Raw genomic sequence first — 15,479 nt, 5'->3', positions numbered from 1 at the left:
CTCCCGTCGTGATGATGAAGGCGGACGACATCCGGGCGCGGGTGTTAGCCCTGCGCCTGCCCCAAGCCCCCCGCCAAAGGATGACTGTGACGCCCCCATACACCGGGGGGCGGGAGAGGACAACCTTACCGGCAGCCAAGCACCAATGGCCAGGCAAGCCCGGCCATCTCCAGAAACAAGTCCCTGTTCTGCCTGCGGTTGGGGCCGCTCCTGCAGCGGCCCCAACGCAGGCCCGTCTGGTCTTACGCGGCGATGCCGCGCAGGACGTAGTGCAGGATGCCGGCGTTCTTGAAGTAGTCGATCTCGTCCAGCGTATCGATGCGGCACAGGATCGGCACATTCTTCACCGTGCCGTCGGCATAGGTGATCTCGGCCTCGAGCATCTGGCGCGGCTTCACCGTGGCCAGGCCCTTGATCGAGACGGTCTCGTCGCCCTTGAGGTCGAGCGAGGCCCAGCTGGTGCCCTCGACGAAGGTGAAGGGCACCACGCCCATGCCGACGAGGTTCGAGCGGTGGATGCGCTCGAAGCTCTGCGCGATCACGGCCTTGACGCCGAGCAGGTTGGTACCCTTCGCGGCCCAGTCGCGCGAGGAACCGTTGCCGTATTCGACGCCGGCGAAGACGACCAGCGGCACCTTCTCCGCCTGGTAGCGCATCGAGGCGTCGTAGATCGGCAGCTCTTCCTTGCTGGGATAGTGGATCGTGTAGCCGCCCTCGCGCCCATTGGGGCCCATCATGTGGTTGCGAATGCGGATATTGGCGAAGGTGCCGCGCATCATCACCTCGTGATTGCCGCGCCGCGTGCCGTACTGGTTGAAGTCGGCGACCGCGACGCCATGCTCGGAGAGATAGGCGCCGGCGGGCGAGGCGGCCTTGATCGAACCGGCCGGAGAGATGTGGTCGGTGGTGATCTTGTCGCCGAAGAGACCGAGGATACGGGCGCCCTTGATGTCGGTGACCGGGGTCGGCGTCTTGCTGATGCCCTGGAAATAGGGCGGGTTCTGGACGTAGGTCGAGGCGTCCTCCCAGGCATAGGTCTGGCTTTCCGGGGTCTTCACCGCCTGCCAATGGGCGTCGCCCTTGAAGACGTCAGCGTATTTCGCCTCGAAGATGGCGCGGGTGACGTTCTTGGCGATGAAGCTCTGGATCTCCTTGTTGGAGGGCCAGATGTCCTTGAGGAAGACCGGCTTGCCGTCCGAGCCCAGGCCCAGCGGCTCGGTGGTCAGGTCCATCTGGACCGAACCGGCGAGGGCGTAAGCCACGACCAGCGGCGGCGAGGCGAGATAGTTCGCCTGCACGTCGGGGGAGACGCGGCCCTCGAAATTGCGGTTGCCGGAGATCACGGCGCCCGCGATCAGGCCCTGTTCGTTGATGGCCTTCGAGATCGGCGCCGGCAAGGGGCCGGAATTGCCGATGCAGGTTGTGCAGCCGAAGCCGACCAGGTTGAAGCCGAGCTTGTCGAGATCGGCCTGGAGGCCGGCCTTGGCGAGATATTCGGCGACCACCTGCGAGCCGGGCGCCAGCGAGGTCTTGACCCAGGGCTTGACGGTCAGACCCTTGGCAACCGCGTTGCGGGCGAGCAGGCCCGCCGCCATCAGCACGGAGGGGTTGGAGGTGTTGGTGCAGGAGGTGATGGCGGCAATGACGACGTCGCCATGGCCGAGATCGAAATCCTTACCCTCGACCGGCACGCGGCGGGCGATCTCGCCGCCCTTCTTGTATTCGGTGTCCATCGCCGCCTTGAAGCCCTTGGCGACGCCATTCAGGTCGATGCGGCCTTCGGGACGCTTGGGGCCGGCCATCGAGGGCTGGACGGTCGAGAGATCGAGCTCGAGCGTGTCGGTGAAGACCGGATCGGCGGTCTCGATCGTGGCGAACAGGCCTTGCGCCTTGCTGTAGGCCTCGACCAGGGCGATCCGGTCGGTGCTGCGGCCGGTCGTGGTGAGGTATTCCAGCGTTTCGGCATCGACCGGGAAGAAGCCGCAGGTCGCGCCGTATTCTGGGCCCATATTGGCAATGGTGGCCCGGTCGGCCAGCGTCAGGTTGTAGAGGCCGGGGCCGAAGAACTCGACGAACTTGCCGACGACGCCCTTCTTGCGCAGCATCTGCGTGACGGTGAGCACGAGGTCGGTGGCGGTGATGCCTTCCTTCAGCGCGCCGGTCAGCTTGAAGCCGATGACCTCGGGCAGCAGCATCGACTGCGGCTGGCCGAGCATGGCGGCTTCAGCCTCGATGCCGCCGACGCCCCAGCCGAGCACGGCCAGGCCGTTGACCATGGTGGTGTGCGAATCGGTGCCGACGACGGTGTCGGGATAGGCCATCTCGACCTCGACGCCGTCGATGGTCTCCTTACGTGTCCAGACCGTCTGGGCGAGGTATTCGAGATTGACCTGGTGGCAGATGCCGGTGCCGGGCGGGACGACGCGGAAATTGTCGAAGGCGCCCTGGCCCCATTTCAGGAAGCGGTAGCGCTCGCCATTGCGCTCATATTCGAGCTCGACGTTCTGCGAGAGCGCCTTGGGCGTGCCGAACTCGTCGACGATGACCGAGTGGTCGATGACGAGATCGACGGGCACCAGCGGGTTGATCTTGGCCGGGTCGCCGCCCAGCGCGACGACGCCGTCACGCATCGCGGCGAGGTCGACGACGGCGGGGACGCCGGTGAAGTCCTGCATCAGCACACGGGCGGGACGGAAGCCGATTTCCTTGCCGGCGGTGCCCTTGTCGGTCAGCCAGGCGACGAAACCCTCGATGTCGGCCTTGAAGACCGAGCGGCCATCCTCGAAGCGCAGCAGGTTCTCCAGCAGCACCTTCATGGAGAAGGGCAGCTTCGAGATGCCGGCCAAGCCGTTCTGCTCGGCCAGCGGCAGCGAGTAATACTCATAGGTCTTGGCGCCGACGGTGAGCGTCTGGCGGCATTTGAAGGAGTCGAGCGAAGCCATGCGGGCTGATCCTGATCAAGGGGTTGCGGTCGCGAGCCGACAGACACCTTGCGGGATTGCCGGATCGAAGGCCTATTGCGCATGTCGCGCGCGCCGCCCCGGGAGTGCCCGAGCCCCGCGCCGGATCGGCGTGCGGCGTAGCCACGGGCTCTATAGAGCAATTCCAAGAAGCCCGCTACATGAACGAAGCGCGTTCTTGCGCGATCCTGACGCTCCGGAAGATGCCTGTCGCTTGACCCCCTCATCCGATCCGATCCTGACCCTGGAGGCCGACGCGCTGACCTGCCGCCGTGGCGGCCGGCTGATCTTCGCCGATCTTTCGTTCCGGCTGCGCTCGGGCGAGGCAATCGCGCTGACGGGGCGCAACGGCGCCGGCAAGTCGAGCCTGCTGGCGATGCTGTGCGGGCAGCTGCGGCCGGAGGCCGGGACGATTCGTGTTGAGGGCGCTCCCGATGTGGCGCCCGTCGAGCTCAGCCATGTGGTGGGGCATCGCGACGGGCTGAAAACCGCGCTGAGCGCGCATGAAAACCTCGCCTTTGCCCAGGCGCTGCTGGGAGACGCCGCGCTTTCGCCGGCCGAGGCGCTGGCGAAGGTAGGCCTGCCGCATGTCGCGGCTCTGCCGGTGGGATATCTCTCGGCCGGGCAGCGGCGCCGCGTCGCCCTGGCGCGGCTCCTGGTGGCGCGGCGGCCGTTCTGGCTGCTCGACGAGCCGATGTCGGCGCTCGACACCGCCGCGCAGGCGATGCTGAGCGGGTTGATGCGCGAGCATCTGGCACAGGGCGGAGCGATCCTGGCCGCGACGCATGGCCCGCTCGGGCTGGACGGCGTGCGCGAAGTGAAGATCGGGCCATGACCCGCGCCTTCCTCGCCATCCTGAAGCGCGATCTCGCGCTCGCCTCGCGAGCCGGGGGCGGGGGCGAACTCGCGCTCGTCTTCTTCCTTACGATCGTCGTGCTGGTGCCCTTCGCGCTGGGGCCGGACCTGAACCTTTTGTCGCGGATCGGACCCGCCATCCTGTGGCTCGGTGCGCTGCTGTCGATGCTGATCGGGCTCGACCGGCTGTTCCAGGGCGATGAGGAGGATGGTTCGCTCGATCTGATCCGCGCGTCCGTGCTGCCGCTGGAACTCGCCGTGCTGGCCAAGGGGCTGGCGCATTGGCTGACGACGGGCCTGCCGCTGGCGCTGGCGGCGCCGTTGCTCGGGCTCCTCGTCGCATTGCCGGGCGAGGCGATGCTGCCGGTCGCGGCGACGCTGCTCGTCGGCACACCGGCGCTCAGCTTCATCGGCGCCGGCGCGGCGGCGCTGACCGCAGGCCTGCGGCGGGGCGGGCTGATTCTGCCCGTGCTGGTCGCGCCCCTGACGGTGCCGGTGCTGATCTTCGGTGTTTCGGCGTCGAATGCGGCCCTGGGCGGGACCATTCCCTTCGCGACCCCGTTCCTGATCCTGTGTGCGCTGTCTCTGGCGGCGATCGTCGTCGGGACGCTGGCGGCGGCGGCGGCTTTGCGGCAGAGCGGGTGAACCGTTGGGGCTGCGACCCCATGCATGGGGGTGTCCGCATTGTCGCGGCCCGAGGCGGTTGCTACATGCTGACGCGACCAATGAAGAAGAGAGGCCACGCGCCGCGCCATGGCTAGCCTGATCGACCTGGCCAATCCGACGCGCTTCATGCGCTATTCGGCCGTGCTCCTGCCCTGGGTGGCCGGCATTGCAGGGGTTTTGCTGGTCGTGGGCTTTTATCTCGCCTGGTTCGTGGCCCCGGCCGACTACCAGCAGGGCGAGACCATCCGGATCATGTTCGTGCATGTGCCGGCCGCCTGGCTCGCCATGATGTTCTACACGATGATGACGCTCTCGGCGCTCGGCACGCTGGTCTGGCGCCATCCGCTCGCCGATGTCGCGCAGAAGGCCGCCGCGCCGATCGGCGCCGCCTTCGCCCTGATCTGCCTGCTGACCGGCGCGTTCTGGGGCAAGCCGATGTGGGGCACCTATTGGGTCTGGGATGCGCGGCTGACCTCGATGCTGGTGCTGCTGCTGATCTATCTCGGCATCATGGCGCTCTGGCGCACGCTGGACGAGCCGTCCCAGGCCGGGCGCGCGGTGGCGATTCTGACGCTGGTCGGCTTCGTCAACGTGCCGATCATCAAGTTCTCGGTCGATTGGTGGAACACGCTGCATCAGCCGGCCTCGGTGCTGCGGCTCGACGGTCCGACGATCCACGCCTCCATGCTCTGGCCGCTGCTGATCCTGGCGGTCGGGTTCACCGGCCTCGCGCTGGTGCTGCATCTGGTCGCGATGCGGGCCGAAATCATGCGGCGCCGGGTGCGTACGCTGACGATCCTGGAAGCGGAGCGGCTAGACCGGCTCTCGGCCGAGAGCGCGCCGGCATGAGCGGGGCACGATCATGAGCGATCTCGGGCCGCATGCCGGCTTCATCCTCGCGTCCTATGCCGCGGTCACGGTTGTGCTGGGCGGGCTGATCCTTTCGATCCTGCTCGACCACCGGGCGCAGACACGGGCACTCGCCGAGCTGGAGCAGCGCGGCATCGGCCGTCGTTCCGATCGGAGCCGTTCATGAGCGAGAGCGAGCACGTTCGGGTGGATGGGCCCGCGGAGGCCGCCCCGCGCCGCCGTTCGCCGCTTCTGTTCCTGCTGCCGCTGCTGCTGTTTGGTGCGCTCGCAGTGGTTTTCCTGGTTGGGCTGTTCGCGGGCGATGCGAGCAAGGTGCCCTCGGCGCTGATCGGTAAGCCCGCGCCGGCGATCACGCTGACCGCGCTGGAGGGCCTGCAGCGGGATGGCCGACCGGTGCCGACGCTGGCGATGGGCGATCTTGCGGCCGGACGGGCCACCATCGTCAACGTCTTCGCCAGTTGGTGCGCGCCCTGCCGGGTCGAGCATCCCTTCCTTGTCGCGATGGCGGAGTCGCCGGCCGTCAAGGCGGGCCGGGTCGCGGTCGTCGGCATCAACTACAAGGACGAAGCGGAGAACGCCCGGCGTTTCCTGGGAGCGCTCGGCAACCCTTATTCGGCCGTCGGCGTCGACCGCACGGGCCGCGCCGCGATCGAATGGGGCGTCTATGGCGTGCCGGAGACGTTTCTGATCGGGCCCGATGGGCGCATCCTGGAGAAGCATGTCGGCCCGCTCGATGCGCAGAGCGCCGGCAAGATGCTGGCGCGGGCGATGACGGGGCGGTGAGGTAAGCGCGTCATGCTCGGGCTGGTCCCGCGCATCTCAGGACGCGAAGCCATCGGTGCTTCCTTCCGGCCTGAGATTCTCGGGTCTGCGCTTCGCTTCGCCCGAGGATGACGGCCCTATGCCGCCTTCTTCCCGCCCATCAGGCTTTCGAACATCCCGCGCCCATCGGTGCCGCCGGTCAGCGAATCGATCAGGTTTTCGGGGTGCGGCATCAGGCCCAGCACGTTGAAGCCAGGCGAATAGATGCCGGCGATGCCGTTCAGCGAGCCGTTGGGGTTGGCGGCCGCCGTGACGTTTCCCTGCGCATCGCAGTAGCGGAAGGCGACCAGCCCCTCGCCCTCGAGCCGCGCCAGGGTTTCGGCGTCCGCGATGTAGTTGCCCTCGCCATGGGCGATGCAGACATCGACGACCTGACCCTTGGCATAGGCCGATGTGTAGGGCGTGTCGGCGCGCTCGACCGTGAGGTACTGGCGACGGCAGACGAATTTCAGATCGGCGTTGCGCATCAGGATGCCAGGCAGGAGCCCGGCCTCGCAGGCGATCTGGAAGCCGTTGCAGATGCCCAGCACGAAGCCGCCGCGGGCGGCGTGGGCCCGGGTCGCGTCCATGATGTTGGCGCGGCCGGCGATGGCGCCGGTGCGCAGATAGTCGCCATAGGAGAAGCCGCCGGGCAGCACGACGAGATCGGTGCCATCAGGCAGCTCGCTGTCGGCATGCCAGATGTGGGCGACGCTGGCGCCCGCCTGCTTCAGCGCCTTGGCGACGTCGCCGTCACGGTTGGAGCCGGGAAAGGTGATGACGGCGGCTTTCATCGGATCACGCCCCGATCTCGACGCGGTAGTTCTCGATCACGGTGTTCGCGAGCAGCTTGTCGCAGGCGGTCTTCAGCGCGGCTTCGGCGGCCGCCTTGTCTGAGCCCGACAGCTCGATGTCGAAGACCTTGCCCTGGCGGACCGAGCCAACACCGTCGATGCCGAGGGACTTCAGCGCCCCCTCGATCGCCTTGCCCTGCGGATCGAGCACGCCGGTCTTGAGGGTGACGGTGACGCGGGCTTTCATGGGGCTCTCCGGACGGGCTTGATCGGGCTGCCTTAACCGCGAATCGAGGCCGGCTCAACCGTTGCGCGCCGTTTCACGTGAATCAGCGGCTGCGCCATGCGGCCACCGCATCGCGGCGCGCCGTCGCGGCGTCGGCGGAGACCGCCAGCGCGACCAGCAGGCGTTCGGCCTCACGACCATGCAGGATGGCCGTCGTGGCGCTCTTGCCGGAGCCGTCGCTGGCGGCAATCTCGACGAGCAGGCCGGCGACGCCTTCGGCCTCGAAGCGCGAGACGCTTGTGGTGCTCTTGGGCGGCCCTTTCGGTCGCGCCGTCTTGCGCGTGCGGGCTTCGTCGGCGGGCGGCTTGGAGAAGAGACTGGCGAGCCGGGCCGGATCCGCGTTCAACGCCTGCTCGATTCGGGCAGCCTCGTCGCCGGAGAAGGCAATAACCGAGGCGAAACCCTGTTGCGTGCAGCTCGCGCGCGGGCAGAACACCATCGTCCTGGCCTCGAGACCGTCGTTCAGAACCCAGGAGCCGATCGGCAGGGGTTCCCAACCCTGGGAGGCCGGCAGTTCGGCGATGCCGAAGCCGAACCGCCCCGCGCAGGCTGAAAGCAGCAGCGCGCCGCAAAGCACCGCGGACACGACATGGAAACGGGAGCGCGAACGCTCCCGTTTCAAGATCGAAGACCTGCTGGTGCCGAAGCCCATGCGGGAGGCTGGCTTACTGGACGAGGCGCGGGCCGGCCGGACCGACCTTCTCGTTCTCGCCGAGGATCCCGAGGCGGCGGGCCACTTCGGTGTAAGCCTCGATCAGGCCGCCCATGTCGCGGCGGAAGCGATCCTTGTCGAGCTTGTCCTTGGACTTGACGTCCCAGAGCCGGCAGGAATCGGGGCTGATCTCGTCGGCGACGACGATGCGCATCATCTCGCCCTCCCAGAGACGGCCGCATTCCATCTTGAAATCGACGAGACGGATGCCGGCGCCGAGGAAGAGGCCGGAGAGGAAGTCGTTGACGCGGATGGCGAGCGCCATGATGTCGTCGATTTCCTGGGGCGTCGCCCAGCCGAAGGCGGTGATGTGCTCTTCGGAGACCATCGGATCGCCCAGCGCATCATTCTTGTAATAGAACTCGATGATCGAGCGCGGCAGCTGCGTGCCCTCCTCGAGCCCGAGGCGGGTCGAGAGCGAGCCGGCGGCGACGTTGCGCACGACGACTTCGAGCGGAATGATCTCGACCTCGCGGATGAGCTGCTCGCGCATGTTCAGCCGGCGGATGAAATGCGTGGGGACGCCGATGTCGTTCAGGTTGGAGAAGATGTGCTCGCAGATGCGGTTGTTGAGCACACCCTTGCCGTCGATCACTTCATGCTTCTTGGCGTTGAAGGCGGTGGCGTCATCCTTGAAGTGCTGGATCAGTGTTCCCGGCTCGGGACCCTCATAGAGGACCTTCGCCTTGCCTTCGTAGATGCGACGGCGGCGATTCATTGGGATATACCGTGGCTTGAGGAAATCCAAAGGTCGGCCTTTCTCTGGACGCGGGTTGCCCCGCGGCGGGATCTGGGCCCCTGATCAGCCGATCCTGCACGAATCCGTGCTGATTCCGACCAGGTTGGAATCAGCGTAGACCGCGCTGCCGGCCGGCTCAATGCGCCGGCGGCCGCGAGGGCCACCGTAGCGCCCGCTATATGGGCCTTCTGCACCGCAAACGCAACAAACCGGTCCGAGGCGCGCCCAAAGCCACGCCTTGGCGGGACGGTTTGATTCCGGGCTGGTCGTGTTCGCCCGGGCACCCTATATGGCTGCCAAGCTCGCTTTCCGCGCCCGCGTCGGGCCCGCTTTTTCACAAGAGGACAAAACGCATGTCGACCTTCGATCAGCGCAAGGATGCCTTCGAGAACAAGTTCGCCCACGACGAAGAGCTGCGTTTCAAGGCGACGGCGCGGCGCAACAAGCTGCTCGGGCTGTGGGCTGCGGAGAAGCTCGGCAAGGCCGGTCCCGATGCGGATGTCTACGCCAAGTCGGTGGTCGTGGCCGATTTCGAGGAGGCCGGCGACGAGGATGTGGTGCGCAAGGTCACCGGCGACTTCGCCGCTGCCGGCGTGTCGGTCGCCGATGCGGAGCTTCGGCGCGTGATGGCGGAGTTGCTGATCCGTGCGGCCGAGGAAATCCAGGCCGGCCGCTGACGCTCAGCTTGAGCAGAAGGGGTCCCGGGCCAATTGCGGCCCCTGACTTTCAAAAACGCAGGGCGAGAATGAAGCGGGCGCATGGGCGCCCGTTTGCATTTCCAGCCTTGCCCGGTCCAACGTGGCGCAGCCGCCCGCCGCATCAAGAGCGGGCCTGCAACGGATGAAACGCGCCATGCTCCCATCGACCGTCCTGTCGTCTCTCGCCGACCGTCTCGCCAAGGGCGACAGCATCGTCTCGGCCTGGTGCGGCCTGCCCGATCCCGCGATCGCCGGCGTGCTGGCGCGCGAAGCATTCGACGCGATCACGCTCGACATGCAGCACGGGCCGATCACGTTGGGAGACGTCATCGCGGCAATCCCGCTGATCAATGCCGCCGGCAAGCCGGCGCTGGCGCGGATCCCCGTCGGCGAATTCCAGAATGTCTCGAAACTCTTCGATTCCGGCGTCTCCGGCGTCATCGCCCCGATGATCAACACCATGGCCGACGCGCGCAGTTTCGCAGCCGCGTCGAAATATCCGCCGATGGGCGAGCGCAGCTGGGGCAGCTATGGCGGGCTCGCGGCCTCCGGGCTCGACCAGAACGGCTATCTGCGCGAGGCCAACCGCTTCTCGCTCTCCTTCGCGATGATCGAGACGCGCGAGGCGATGGCGATTCTCGACGACATCCTGGCGCTGGAGGGCATCGACGCCGTCTTCGTCGGCCCGTCCGATCTCTCGATCGCGCTCTCGGGCGGCCGCGAGGTCAATGCCTTGTCGGCCGAGGTCGACGAAGCGATACGCCATATCATCGCGCGGGCCTCTGCCGTGGGGAAGCCGGTCGCGATCTACGCGCAGTCGGCCGAGCGGGCGAAAGCCTTCCTCGATATGGGCGCGAAGCTCGTGACCGTGATGAGCGACACCGCCTTCCTGCGCAGCGCCGCCCAGTCCGCGCTGAAAATCCTGTCGCGCTGAGGCCTGCGATAGCGCTCAGGCATCGATCCCCTCGCGCGATTTGAGCGTGGCATAATAGGCCCAGAGCAACCGGGCCGCCACGCCGCGCCAGGGTCGCCAGGCCTCGGCCAGGGCCTCCAGCTCGGCGGCCCTGGGGCGCGCGGGCAGATCGAAGGCGACGCGCGCGGCTTCCTGGATCGCCAGATCGCCCGGCGCGAAGCCGTCGCGGTGGTGCAGGCAAAACAGCAGATAGATGTCGGCCGTCCACGGACCGATGCCCGAGATGGCCGTCATCAGGGCGTGGACCTGCTCCGGCGTCGCGTCGTCGAGGGCCTCGAACGCCAGTCGCCCTTCGGCGAGCGCGGCGGCAGTGGCGCGCAAGGTGCGCTGCTTGGGGCGCGACAGGCCCGACAACCGCATCTCCTCGTCGCTTGCCGCCAGAATGCGCTCCGGCGTCAGCGGCGCCAGCACCGTCTCGACGCGGGCCCAGACGGCACGCGCGCTGGCGACCGAGAGCTGCTGCGAGACGATGATGGCCGCGAGCCCGGGAAAACCGCCCTCGCGCCGGCGCAGCGGCGGCAGCCCCGTGCGCGCGATGATCGCAGTCCAGCGCGGGTCGAGCGCAGACAGCATGGTCATGCCCTGTTCGAGATCGGCGTCGCCGGTGATCTTGTGCATCATGCGTCCCGCTAGCCGGTTCCGATGCCTGTTGGCGTCAGCAGTGTCCGCGCTTGGCCGGTCTCGCGGCTTGGCCCTGCCCGCCTCCGACTCTAGACAAGAGCCATGCTCCCGTCCTCTCCCGCACTTGCGCAGCCCGTCTTCCGTTTCGCGCCGAGCCCGAACGGCCGGCTGCATCTCGGCCATGCGCTGTCGGCGCTGACCAATCAGCATTTTGCGGCAGCGATGGGCGGGCGCCTGCTGCTGCGGATCGAGGATATCGACCGGCAACGCTGCACGCCCGCGCTGGAGCAGGCGCTGCACGAGGATCTCGCCTGGCTCGGCCTTACCTTCGCGCCGCAGGTCAGGCGCCAGTCGGAGCATTTCGACGATTATGCCGCGACGCTCGACGAACTGCGTCGGCATGGACTGCTCTATCCCTGCTTCGGCTCGCGGGAGGCGGTGCGGGCGGCGGTTTGCGCGCAAGAGGCCGCCTCCGGCCGGCCCTGGCCGGTCGATCCGGATGGGGTGGCGCTTTATCCGGGGATGGGCCGCGCCCTCGACAAGGCGGAGGCGCAGGCCCGCATGGCGGCGGGCGAGCCGCATGTGCTGCGTCTCGACATGGGGCGGGCCCTGGCGATGGCGGCGGCCGGGCTGAGCTACCGCGTCTTCGATGCCAGCGGCTCGTCGCAGATCGTCGCGGCGCAGCCGGCGCGCTGGGGCGATGTCGTGCTGGCGCGCAAGGATGTTCCCGCCAGCTATCATCTCTGCGTGGTCGTCGATGACGCCCTGCAAGGCGTCACGCATGTCGTGCGGGGGCGCGATCTCGAGGCGGCGACCGACATCCATGTCCTGCTGCAGCGGCTTCTGGGCCTGCCGACCCCGCTCTACCATTTCCATGAGCTCTTGCTGGACGAAGCCGGGCGCAAGCTCGCCAAAAGCCGCCAGTCGGAGAGCCTGGCCGATCTGCGGATGCGCGGCCTCACCGCCGCGGCGCTGAGGCGCCAACTGGGCTTTGCCTGAGGGGCGCTGTCAGCCGACGCCGAGCCAGGTCAGCCAGGCGGCGGTCGTGAACAGCGACAGCAGCGTCGAGAGCGTGATCGCGCTCGAGGCATCGGCGACGCCCTGGCGATAGCGCTCGGCGAAGAGATAGGCGTTGATCCCGCAGGGGCAGGCGGCGAACAACACGGCGACGCCGGCCCAGTGAGCCGGCATGTCGAAGACCTTCGTCGCAAGCAGATAGACGATCAGCGGGTGAAGCCCGAGCTTGAGGGCGCTGAGGGCGGCGGGAAGCCCGAGGCCCGATTCCAGCCCGTAGCGGCGCATGGCGATGCCGAGGCTGATCAGCGCGCAGGGAACGGCGGCGGCCGAGATCAGGTCTATCAGCGTCCAGAACGGTTCCGGCAGGGTGCCGACGATGGGGCGGGCCAGCACGCCCAGAATGATCCCGATGATGATCGGATGGGTGAAGAGCCGCCGCAGCATCATCGGGACCGAGGCGCTGCGGCCCTCAGCGAGCAGGGTCGCGGCCGTCATGGTCACCGGCAGATGGACCGCCAGCAGCAGCCCGAGCGGCACTGCGCCGGCCTCGCCATAGGCCTTCAGGATCATCGGTACGCCGACGAAGACCGTGTTGGATTGCGCCGCGGCAAAGCCCGAGACGACGAGCTCGGGGCCCTTGCGCGCGAACAGGCGGCTCGCGATCAGCATCGCCAGCGCCCAGACGATCGCCAGACCGGTGAAATAGGCGATCCAGTAGCCCCAGGGCTGGGCCTGCGGGATTTCCGCCTTGGCCAGCGTCCTGAACAGCAGGCAGGGCACCGCCAGCACGAAGACGAAGTCGGACAGGCCCTCGCCGGTGCTCTCGCGCAGGAGTTTCGACCAGCGCGCCAGGTAGCCCAGCGCGATCAGGCCGAAGACGGGCAGGACGACGAGCAGAGCGGCGAGCATGGTGCGACACCGGCGGGGGCAGGAGGGACAGGTTCCTGCCGGTGTGGCCTCGCGGGGTGGAAGTCAAGCGATCCGTGCAGGCGCGAGACGCGCAAGAACCGCCGTCATGCGCTCAGCGCAGTTGTGCGACCGCTCCGCCGGCCCGCTCGATCAGACCCTGGATCTCGTCGCGCTGACGCTTGTACTCCGCCAGGGTCGTGCCCTGCAGCTCGCGGCCGCGCGGCACGCGGATCTTCATCGGATTGACGAAATTGCCGTTGACCAGAACCTCGTAATGCAGATGCGGGCCGGTCGAGAGACCGGTCGAGCCGAGATAGCCGATCACCTGCCCCTGCCGCACCTTGACGCCGGGCGCGATGCCCTTGGCGAAGGCGGATTGGTGCGAATAGGTCGTGACATAGCCATTGGCGTGCTGGAGTTCGATGCGCCGGCCATAGCCTGAATCCCATTCCGCCTTGATCACGGTGCCGTTGCCGGCGGCGAGGATCGGCGTGCCGATCCGGTTGGACCAGTCGATGCCGGTGTGCATCTTCGAATAGCGCATGATCGGGTGGTAGCGCATGCCGAAGCCCGAGCGCATCTCGCCTTCGGCGATCGGCTTGCGCAGCAGGAACTTCTTCAGCGATTTGCCGTCGTCGTCGAAGTAATCGATCAGCCCGTCTTCCGGGGCCTGATAGCGGAAGACGCGGCGCGTCTCGCCGCCGATGGTGAGGGAGGCCGACAGGATCTCCGCCCGCTCGCCCTCGTCCTCCTCGGTGAAGATCACCTCGAGAGTGTCGCCGCCGCGGACGCGCTGCTGGAAATCGAGATCATAGGAGAAGATGCGGACGAGTTCGTCGATCAGCGGCCGCGGCAGATCGTGACGCATGCCGGTTTCGTAGAGGCTCTCATAGAGCCGGGCGCCGCCGCCTTCATCGTCCTCGTCATCCTCGTCGTCGACCTTGCGCTGCGGGCGCTGCGGGCCGACGACGTCCTGCTTGGGCAGGACGACGGAGACGAAGGCGCCCCTGTCGTTGACGGCGACGGTGCCGTCGGGAAGGCCGTTGGTCATCAAGGAAACGCGGACGATCTGGCGGGCGTCGCCGGGATTGAGGCCCGGGGCATAGAGGGCCTGCAGAACCTGACCGTCGGGCAGCGGCGCGGTCCGCACCCGGCCGCCAAAGGCCTGCATCATCGCCCGGATCTGGTCGGGGGACGCCCCGGCCGCCCGCATCACCTGCTCGAAATTCTCGCCGCGCTTGGCCAGTAGCAGCTTTTCCTCGACGAGCGGCTCGCGGCTGGCGGCGATCGGCGTCTTGGGCGCATTGGTGACGTTCTCGGGCACGACGCGGACCTCGATGCCCGAGAAGCGGGTATCGGTCGACGGCGCATAGGACAGAAGGTCCTGGGCCGGCGCGGGCGCGTTGCCGAGCGTCCGGCTCAGCATCAGCTGCGGCGGAATCGGGAGGGCGCGCTGACGGCCGGCGCTGGCGAGGTTGGCCCGCTCCTCCTCGATCTGCGTGATGACCTCCGCGTCGCCGAGCTGCGGCTTACCCGCCGGTACCACGACATCGGCGAGGTCACGCTTGACGATGGTGACGTCGGCGTCCGGCAGTTCAAGAATCGGCTCGGCGTAGCGCTCGTTGGGCTGGCCACCTTCGGCGAAAAGCCGCAACGGATTGAAGGGCGGAATGTTGGTCGCGTAGACGCCCGTCGTCAGGGAGAGGCTGGAGGCCAGCCTGACGAAGGGCCGCACGCGGATGACCTCGCGATTGCCGACCCGCTGCGACATCGGCGCCCGCACCGAATGGCGCGCCGCCATCACCGGCTGATCGGCGACCAGCTTGTCGGCCTTGCGGGCCCCGCCGCCATCGCCCGCGGCCGAGGAGGCCCGCGCGGTCACGGCCTCGGGCTGTTCGGGAATGCCGGTGTCGCCGCGCATCGCCACCAGGATCGCGGCGCCGAGAAGCGCCGCGCCACAGGAGCCGACGAGCGCACAGGCCGCCAGCCAGCGCAGCGAGACACCGCGTCGATCGAGCGGCTGCTGGCTGGCGCCCTCGGGCTGGATTGGCGGTTCGATTCCGAGATCGACCAAAAGCGCCGCTGCCTCGGGGGCGAGCGGTTCGGCCGGCAGGGTGAACTCGGGATGGGCGTTCATCGTGAGTGGTCTGGCGATCCTGAGACGACGACCCCGGGCAAGTGGCCCGGGAGGACTCTGAGTGAACGAAACCCGCGAACAGGGCCCTGGGGGCGCCCCTCACAGCGAGAGGCGGCGCGGGAACCATGCCCGCGTCGCCGGCCGGAATCAATCCGCCCGGCCTGGAAGGTGGCTTTGCCGGGCGAATGCGGCTGTTTGCGGGCGACCCTCGCGCGCCGCGTACGCGCGCGCGCGAACATAATGTCGGGCCGGCCGGGAACGCGGGTGTTTGCGACGCGTCCGGCCGGACTGTCGAAAAACTTTCAAAAAGCGTGTTGACAGTTTGCGGGGGTGGCGCCTATAAACCGCACATCGAGACGGCGCCGCCGCTGAGCGGCGCCTCTTCTGCGCTCCACTAGGACGTTAGGCCTTGTAGCCGAGAGATCGGTTGCTTCGCCGTCT

Annotated in this window: 16 protein-coding genes; 8 read left to right on the top strand and 8 right to left on the bottom strand. The window is 67.8% G+C overall.

Annotated features, from left to right (window positions below; genetic code table 11):
- Positions 1-242: 242 nt before the first annotated feature.
- Positions 243-2,942, bottom strand: coding sequence for an aconitate hydratase AcnA (gene acnA, locus Q8S38_RS17085; protein WP_305681583.1), 2,700 nt, complete (start codon positions 2,940-2,942; stop codon positions 243-245).
- A 256-nt stretch (positions 2,943-3,198) separates the two neighbouring features.
- Between acnA and ccmA the strand changes: the two genes are divergently transcribed.
- The 5 genes from ccmA to Q8S38_RS17060 all read left to right on the top strand — a co-directional run bounded on the left by ccmA (position 3,199) and on the right by Q8S38_RS17060 (position 6,134).
- Positions 3,199-3,795: a heme ABC exporter ATP-binding protein CcmA gene (gene ccmA, locus Q8S38_RS17080; RefSeq protein ID WP_305681625.1), complete on the top strand. Its 597-nt coding sequence runs from the start codon at positions 3,199-3,201 to the stop codon at positions 3,793-3,795.
- Entirely contained in the window at positions 3,792-4,460 is a 669-nt protein-coding gene (ccmB, locus tag Q8S38_RS17075; RefSeq protein WP_305681582.1) for a heme exporter protein CcmB, read from the top strand. Before ccmA ends, ccmB begins: the two co-directional genes overlap by 4 nt.
- Before the next feature lie 108 nt (positions 4,461-4,568).
- Positions 4,569-5,330, top strand: a complete 762-nt coding sequence (locus Q8S38_RS17070; RefSeq protein ID WP_305681581.1) for a heme ABC transporter permease — start codon at positions 4,569-4,571, stop codon at positions 5,328-5,330.
- Positions 5,331-5,343: 13 nt separating this feature from the next.
- Positions 5,344-5,517, top strand: coding sequence for a heme exporter protein CcmD (gene ccmD / locus Q8S38_RS17065; protein WP_371125909.1), 174 nt, complete (start codon positions 5,344-5,346; stop codon positions 5,515-5,517).
- Positions 5,514-6,134, top strand: coding sequence for a DsbE family thiol:disulfide interchange protein (locus Q8S38_RS17060; protein ID WP_305681580.1), 621 nt, complete (start codon positions 5,514-5,516; stop codon positions 6,132-6,134). The genes ccmD and Q8S38_RS17060 overlap by 4 nt, the downstream gene beginning before the upstream one ends.
- A 116-nt stretch (positions 6,135-6,250) precedes the next feature.
- Here the strand turns inward: Q8S38_RS17060 and purQ are convergent, their stop codons facing one another.
- From purQ to purC, 4 genes are all read right to left on the bottom strand, one after another.
- Complete coding sequence (gene purQ, locus Q8S38_RS17055; protein ID WP_305681579.1) at positions 6,251-6,946, bottom strand: phosphoribosylformylglycinamidine synthase subunit PurQ; 696 nt, start codon at positions 6,944-6,946, stop codon at positions 6,251-6,253.
- A gap of 4 nt (positions 6,947-6,950) precedes the next feature.
- Positions 6,951-7,193, bottom strand: coding sequence for a phosphoribosylformylglycinamidine synthase subunit PurS (gene purS, locus Q8S38_RS17050; RefSeq protein ID WP_305681578.1), 243 nt, complete (start codon positions 7,191-7,193; stop codon positions 6,951-6,953).
- 82 nt (positions 7,194-7,275) lie between these two features.
- The gene (locus tag Q8S38_RS17045; protein WP_305681577.1) at positions 7,276-7,884 is read right to left on the bottom strand and encodes a hypothetical protein; all 609 of its coding nucleotides are present in this window, start codon (positions 7,882-7,884) and stop codon (positions 7,276-7,278) included.
- Between the two features lie 13 nt (positions 7,885-7,897).
- A complete protein-coding gene (gene purC, locus Q8S38_RS17040) occupies positions 7,898-8,692 on the bottom strand; it encodes a phosphoribosylaminoimidazolesuccinocarboxamide synthase (RefSeq protein WP_305681576.1) in 795 nt (264 codons plus the stop codon).
- Positions 8,693-9,036: 344 nt separating this feature from the next.
- On the opposite strand from purC, the gene Q8S38_RS17035 reads away from it, so the two are divergent.
- Positions 9,037-9,360: a DUF1476 domain-containing protein gene (locus tag Q8S38_RS17035; protein ID WP_305681575.1), complete on the top strand. Its 324-nt coding sequence runs from the start codon at positions 9,037-9,039 to the stop codon at positions 9,358-9,360.
- Positions 9,361-9,535: 175 nt separating this feature from the next.
- Positions 9,536-10,315: an HpcH/HpaI aldolase family protein gene (locus Q8S38_RS17030; protein WP_305681574.1), complete on the top strand. Its 780-nt coding sequence runs from the start codon at positions 9,536-9,538 to the stop codon at positions 10,313-10,315.
- Positions 10,316-10,330: 15 nt separating this feature from the next.
- Here Q8S38_RS17030 and Q8S38_RS17025 read toward each other — a convergent pair whose 3' ends face one another.
- Positions 10,331-10,972, bottom strand: coding sequence for a DNA-3-methyladenine glycosylase family protein (locus Q8S38_RS17025; protein WP_305681623.1), 642 nt, complete (start codon positions 10,970-10,972; stop codon positions 10,331-10,333).
- Positions 10,973-11,077: 105 nt separating this feature from the next.
- Between Q8S38_RS17025 and gluQRS the strand changes: the two genes are divergently transcribed.
- On the top strand, positions 11,078-11,974 hold the full coding sequence (gene gluQRS / locus Q8S38_RS17020) for a tRNA glutamyl-Q(34) synthetase GluQRS (RefSeq protein ID WP_305681573.1): 897 nt from the start codon (positions 11,078-11,080) through the stop codon (positions 11,972-11,974).
- A 9-nt stretch (positions 11,975-11,983) separates the two neighbouring features.
- Here gluQRS and Q8S38_RS17015 read toward each other — a convergent pair whose 3' ends face one another.
- The gene (locus tag Q8S38_RS17015; protein WP_305681572.1) at positions 11,984-12,901 is read right to left on the bottom strand and encodes an AEC family transporter; all 918 of its coding nucleotides are present in this window, start codon (positions 12,899-12,901) and stop codon (positions 11,984-11,986) included.
- 112 nt (positions 12,902-13,013) lie between these two features.
- Complete coding sequence (locus Q8S38_RS17010) at positions 13,014-15,038, bottom strand: M23 family metallopeptidase (RefSeq protein ID WP_305681571.1); 2,025 nt, start codon at positions 15,036-15,038, stop codon at positions 13,014-13,016.
- Positions 15,039-15,479: the final 441 nt, after the last annotated feature.

It is taken from the genome of Allobosea sp., from assembly GCF_030695125.1.
Lineage (GTDB): Bacteria > Pseudomonadota > Alphaproteobacteria > Rhizobiales > Beijerinckiaceae > Allobosea.
Note: the sequence above shows the minus strand (reverse complement) of the source record. Positions and strands in the feature narration are given on the sequence as shown.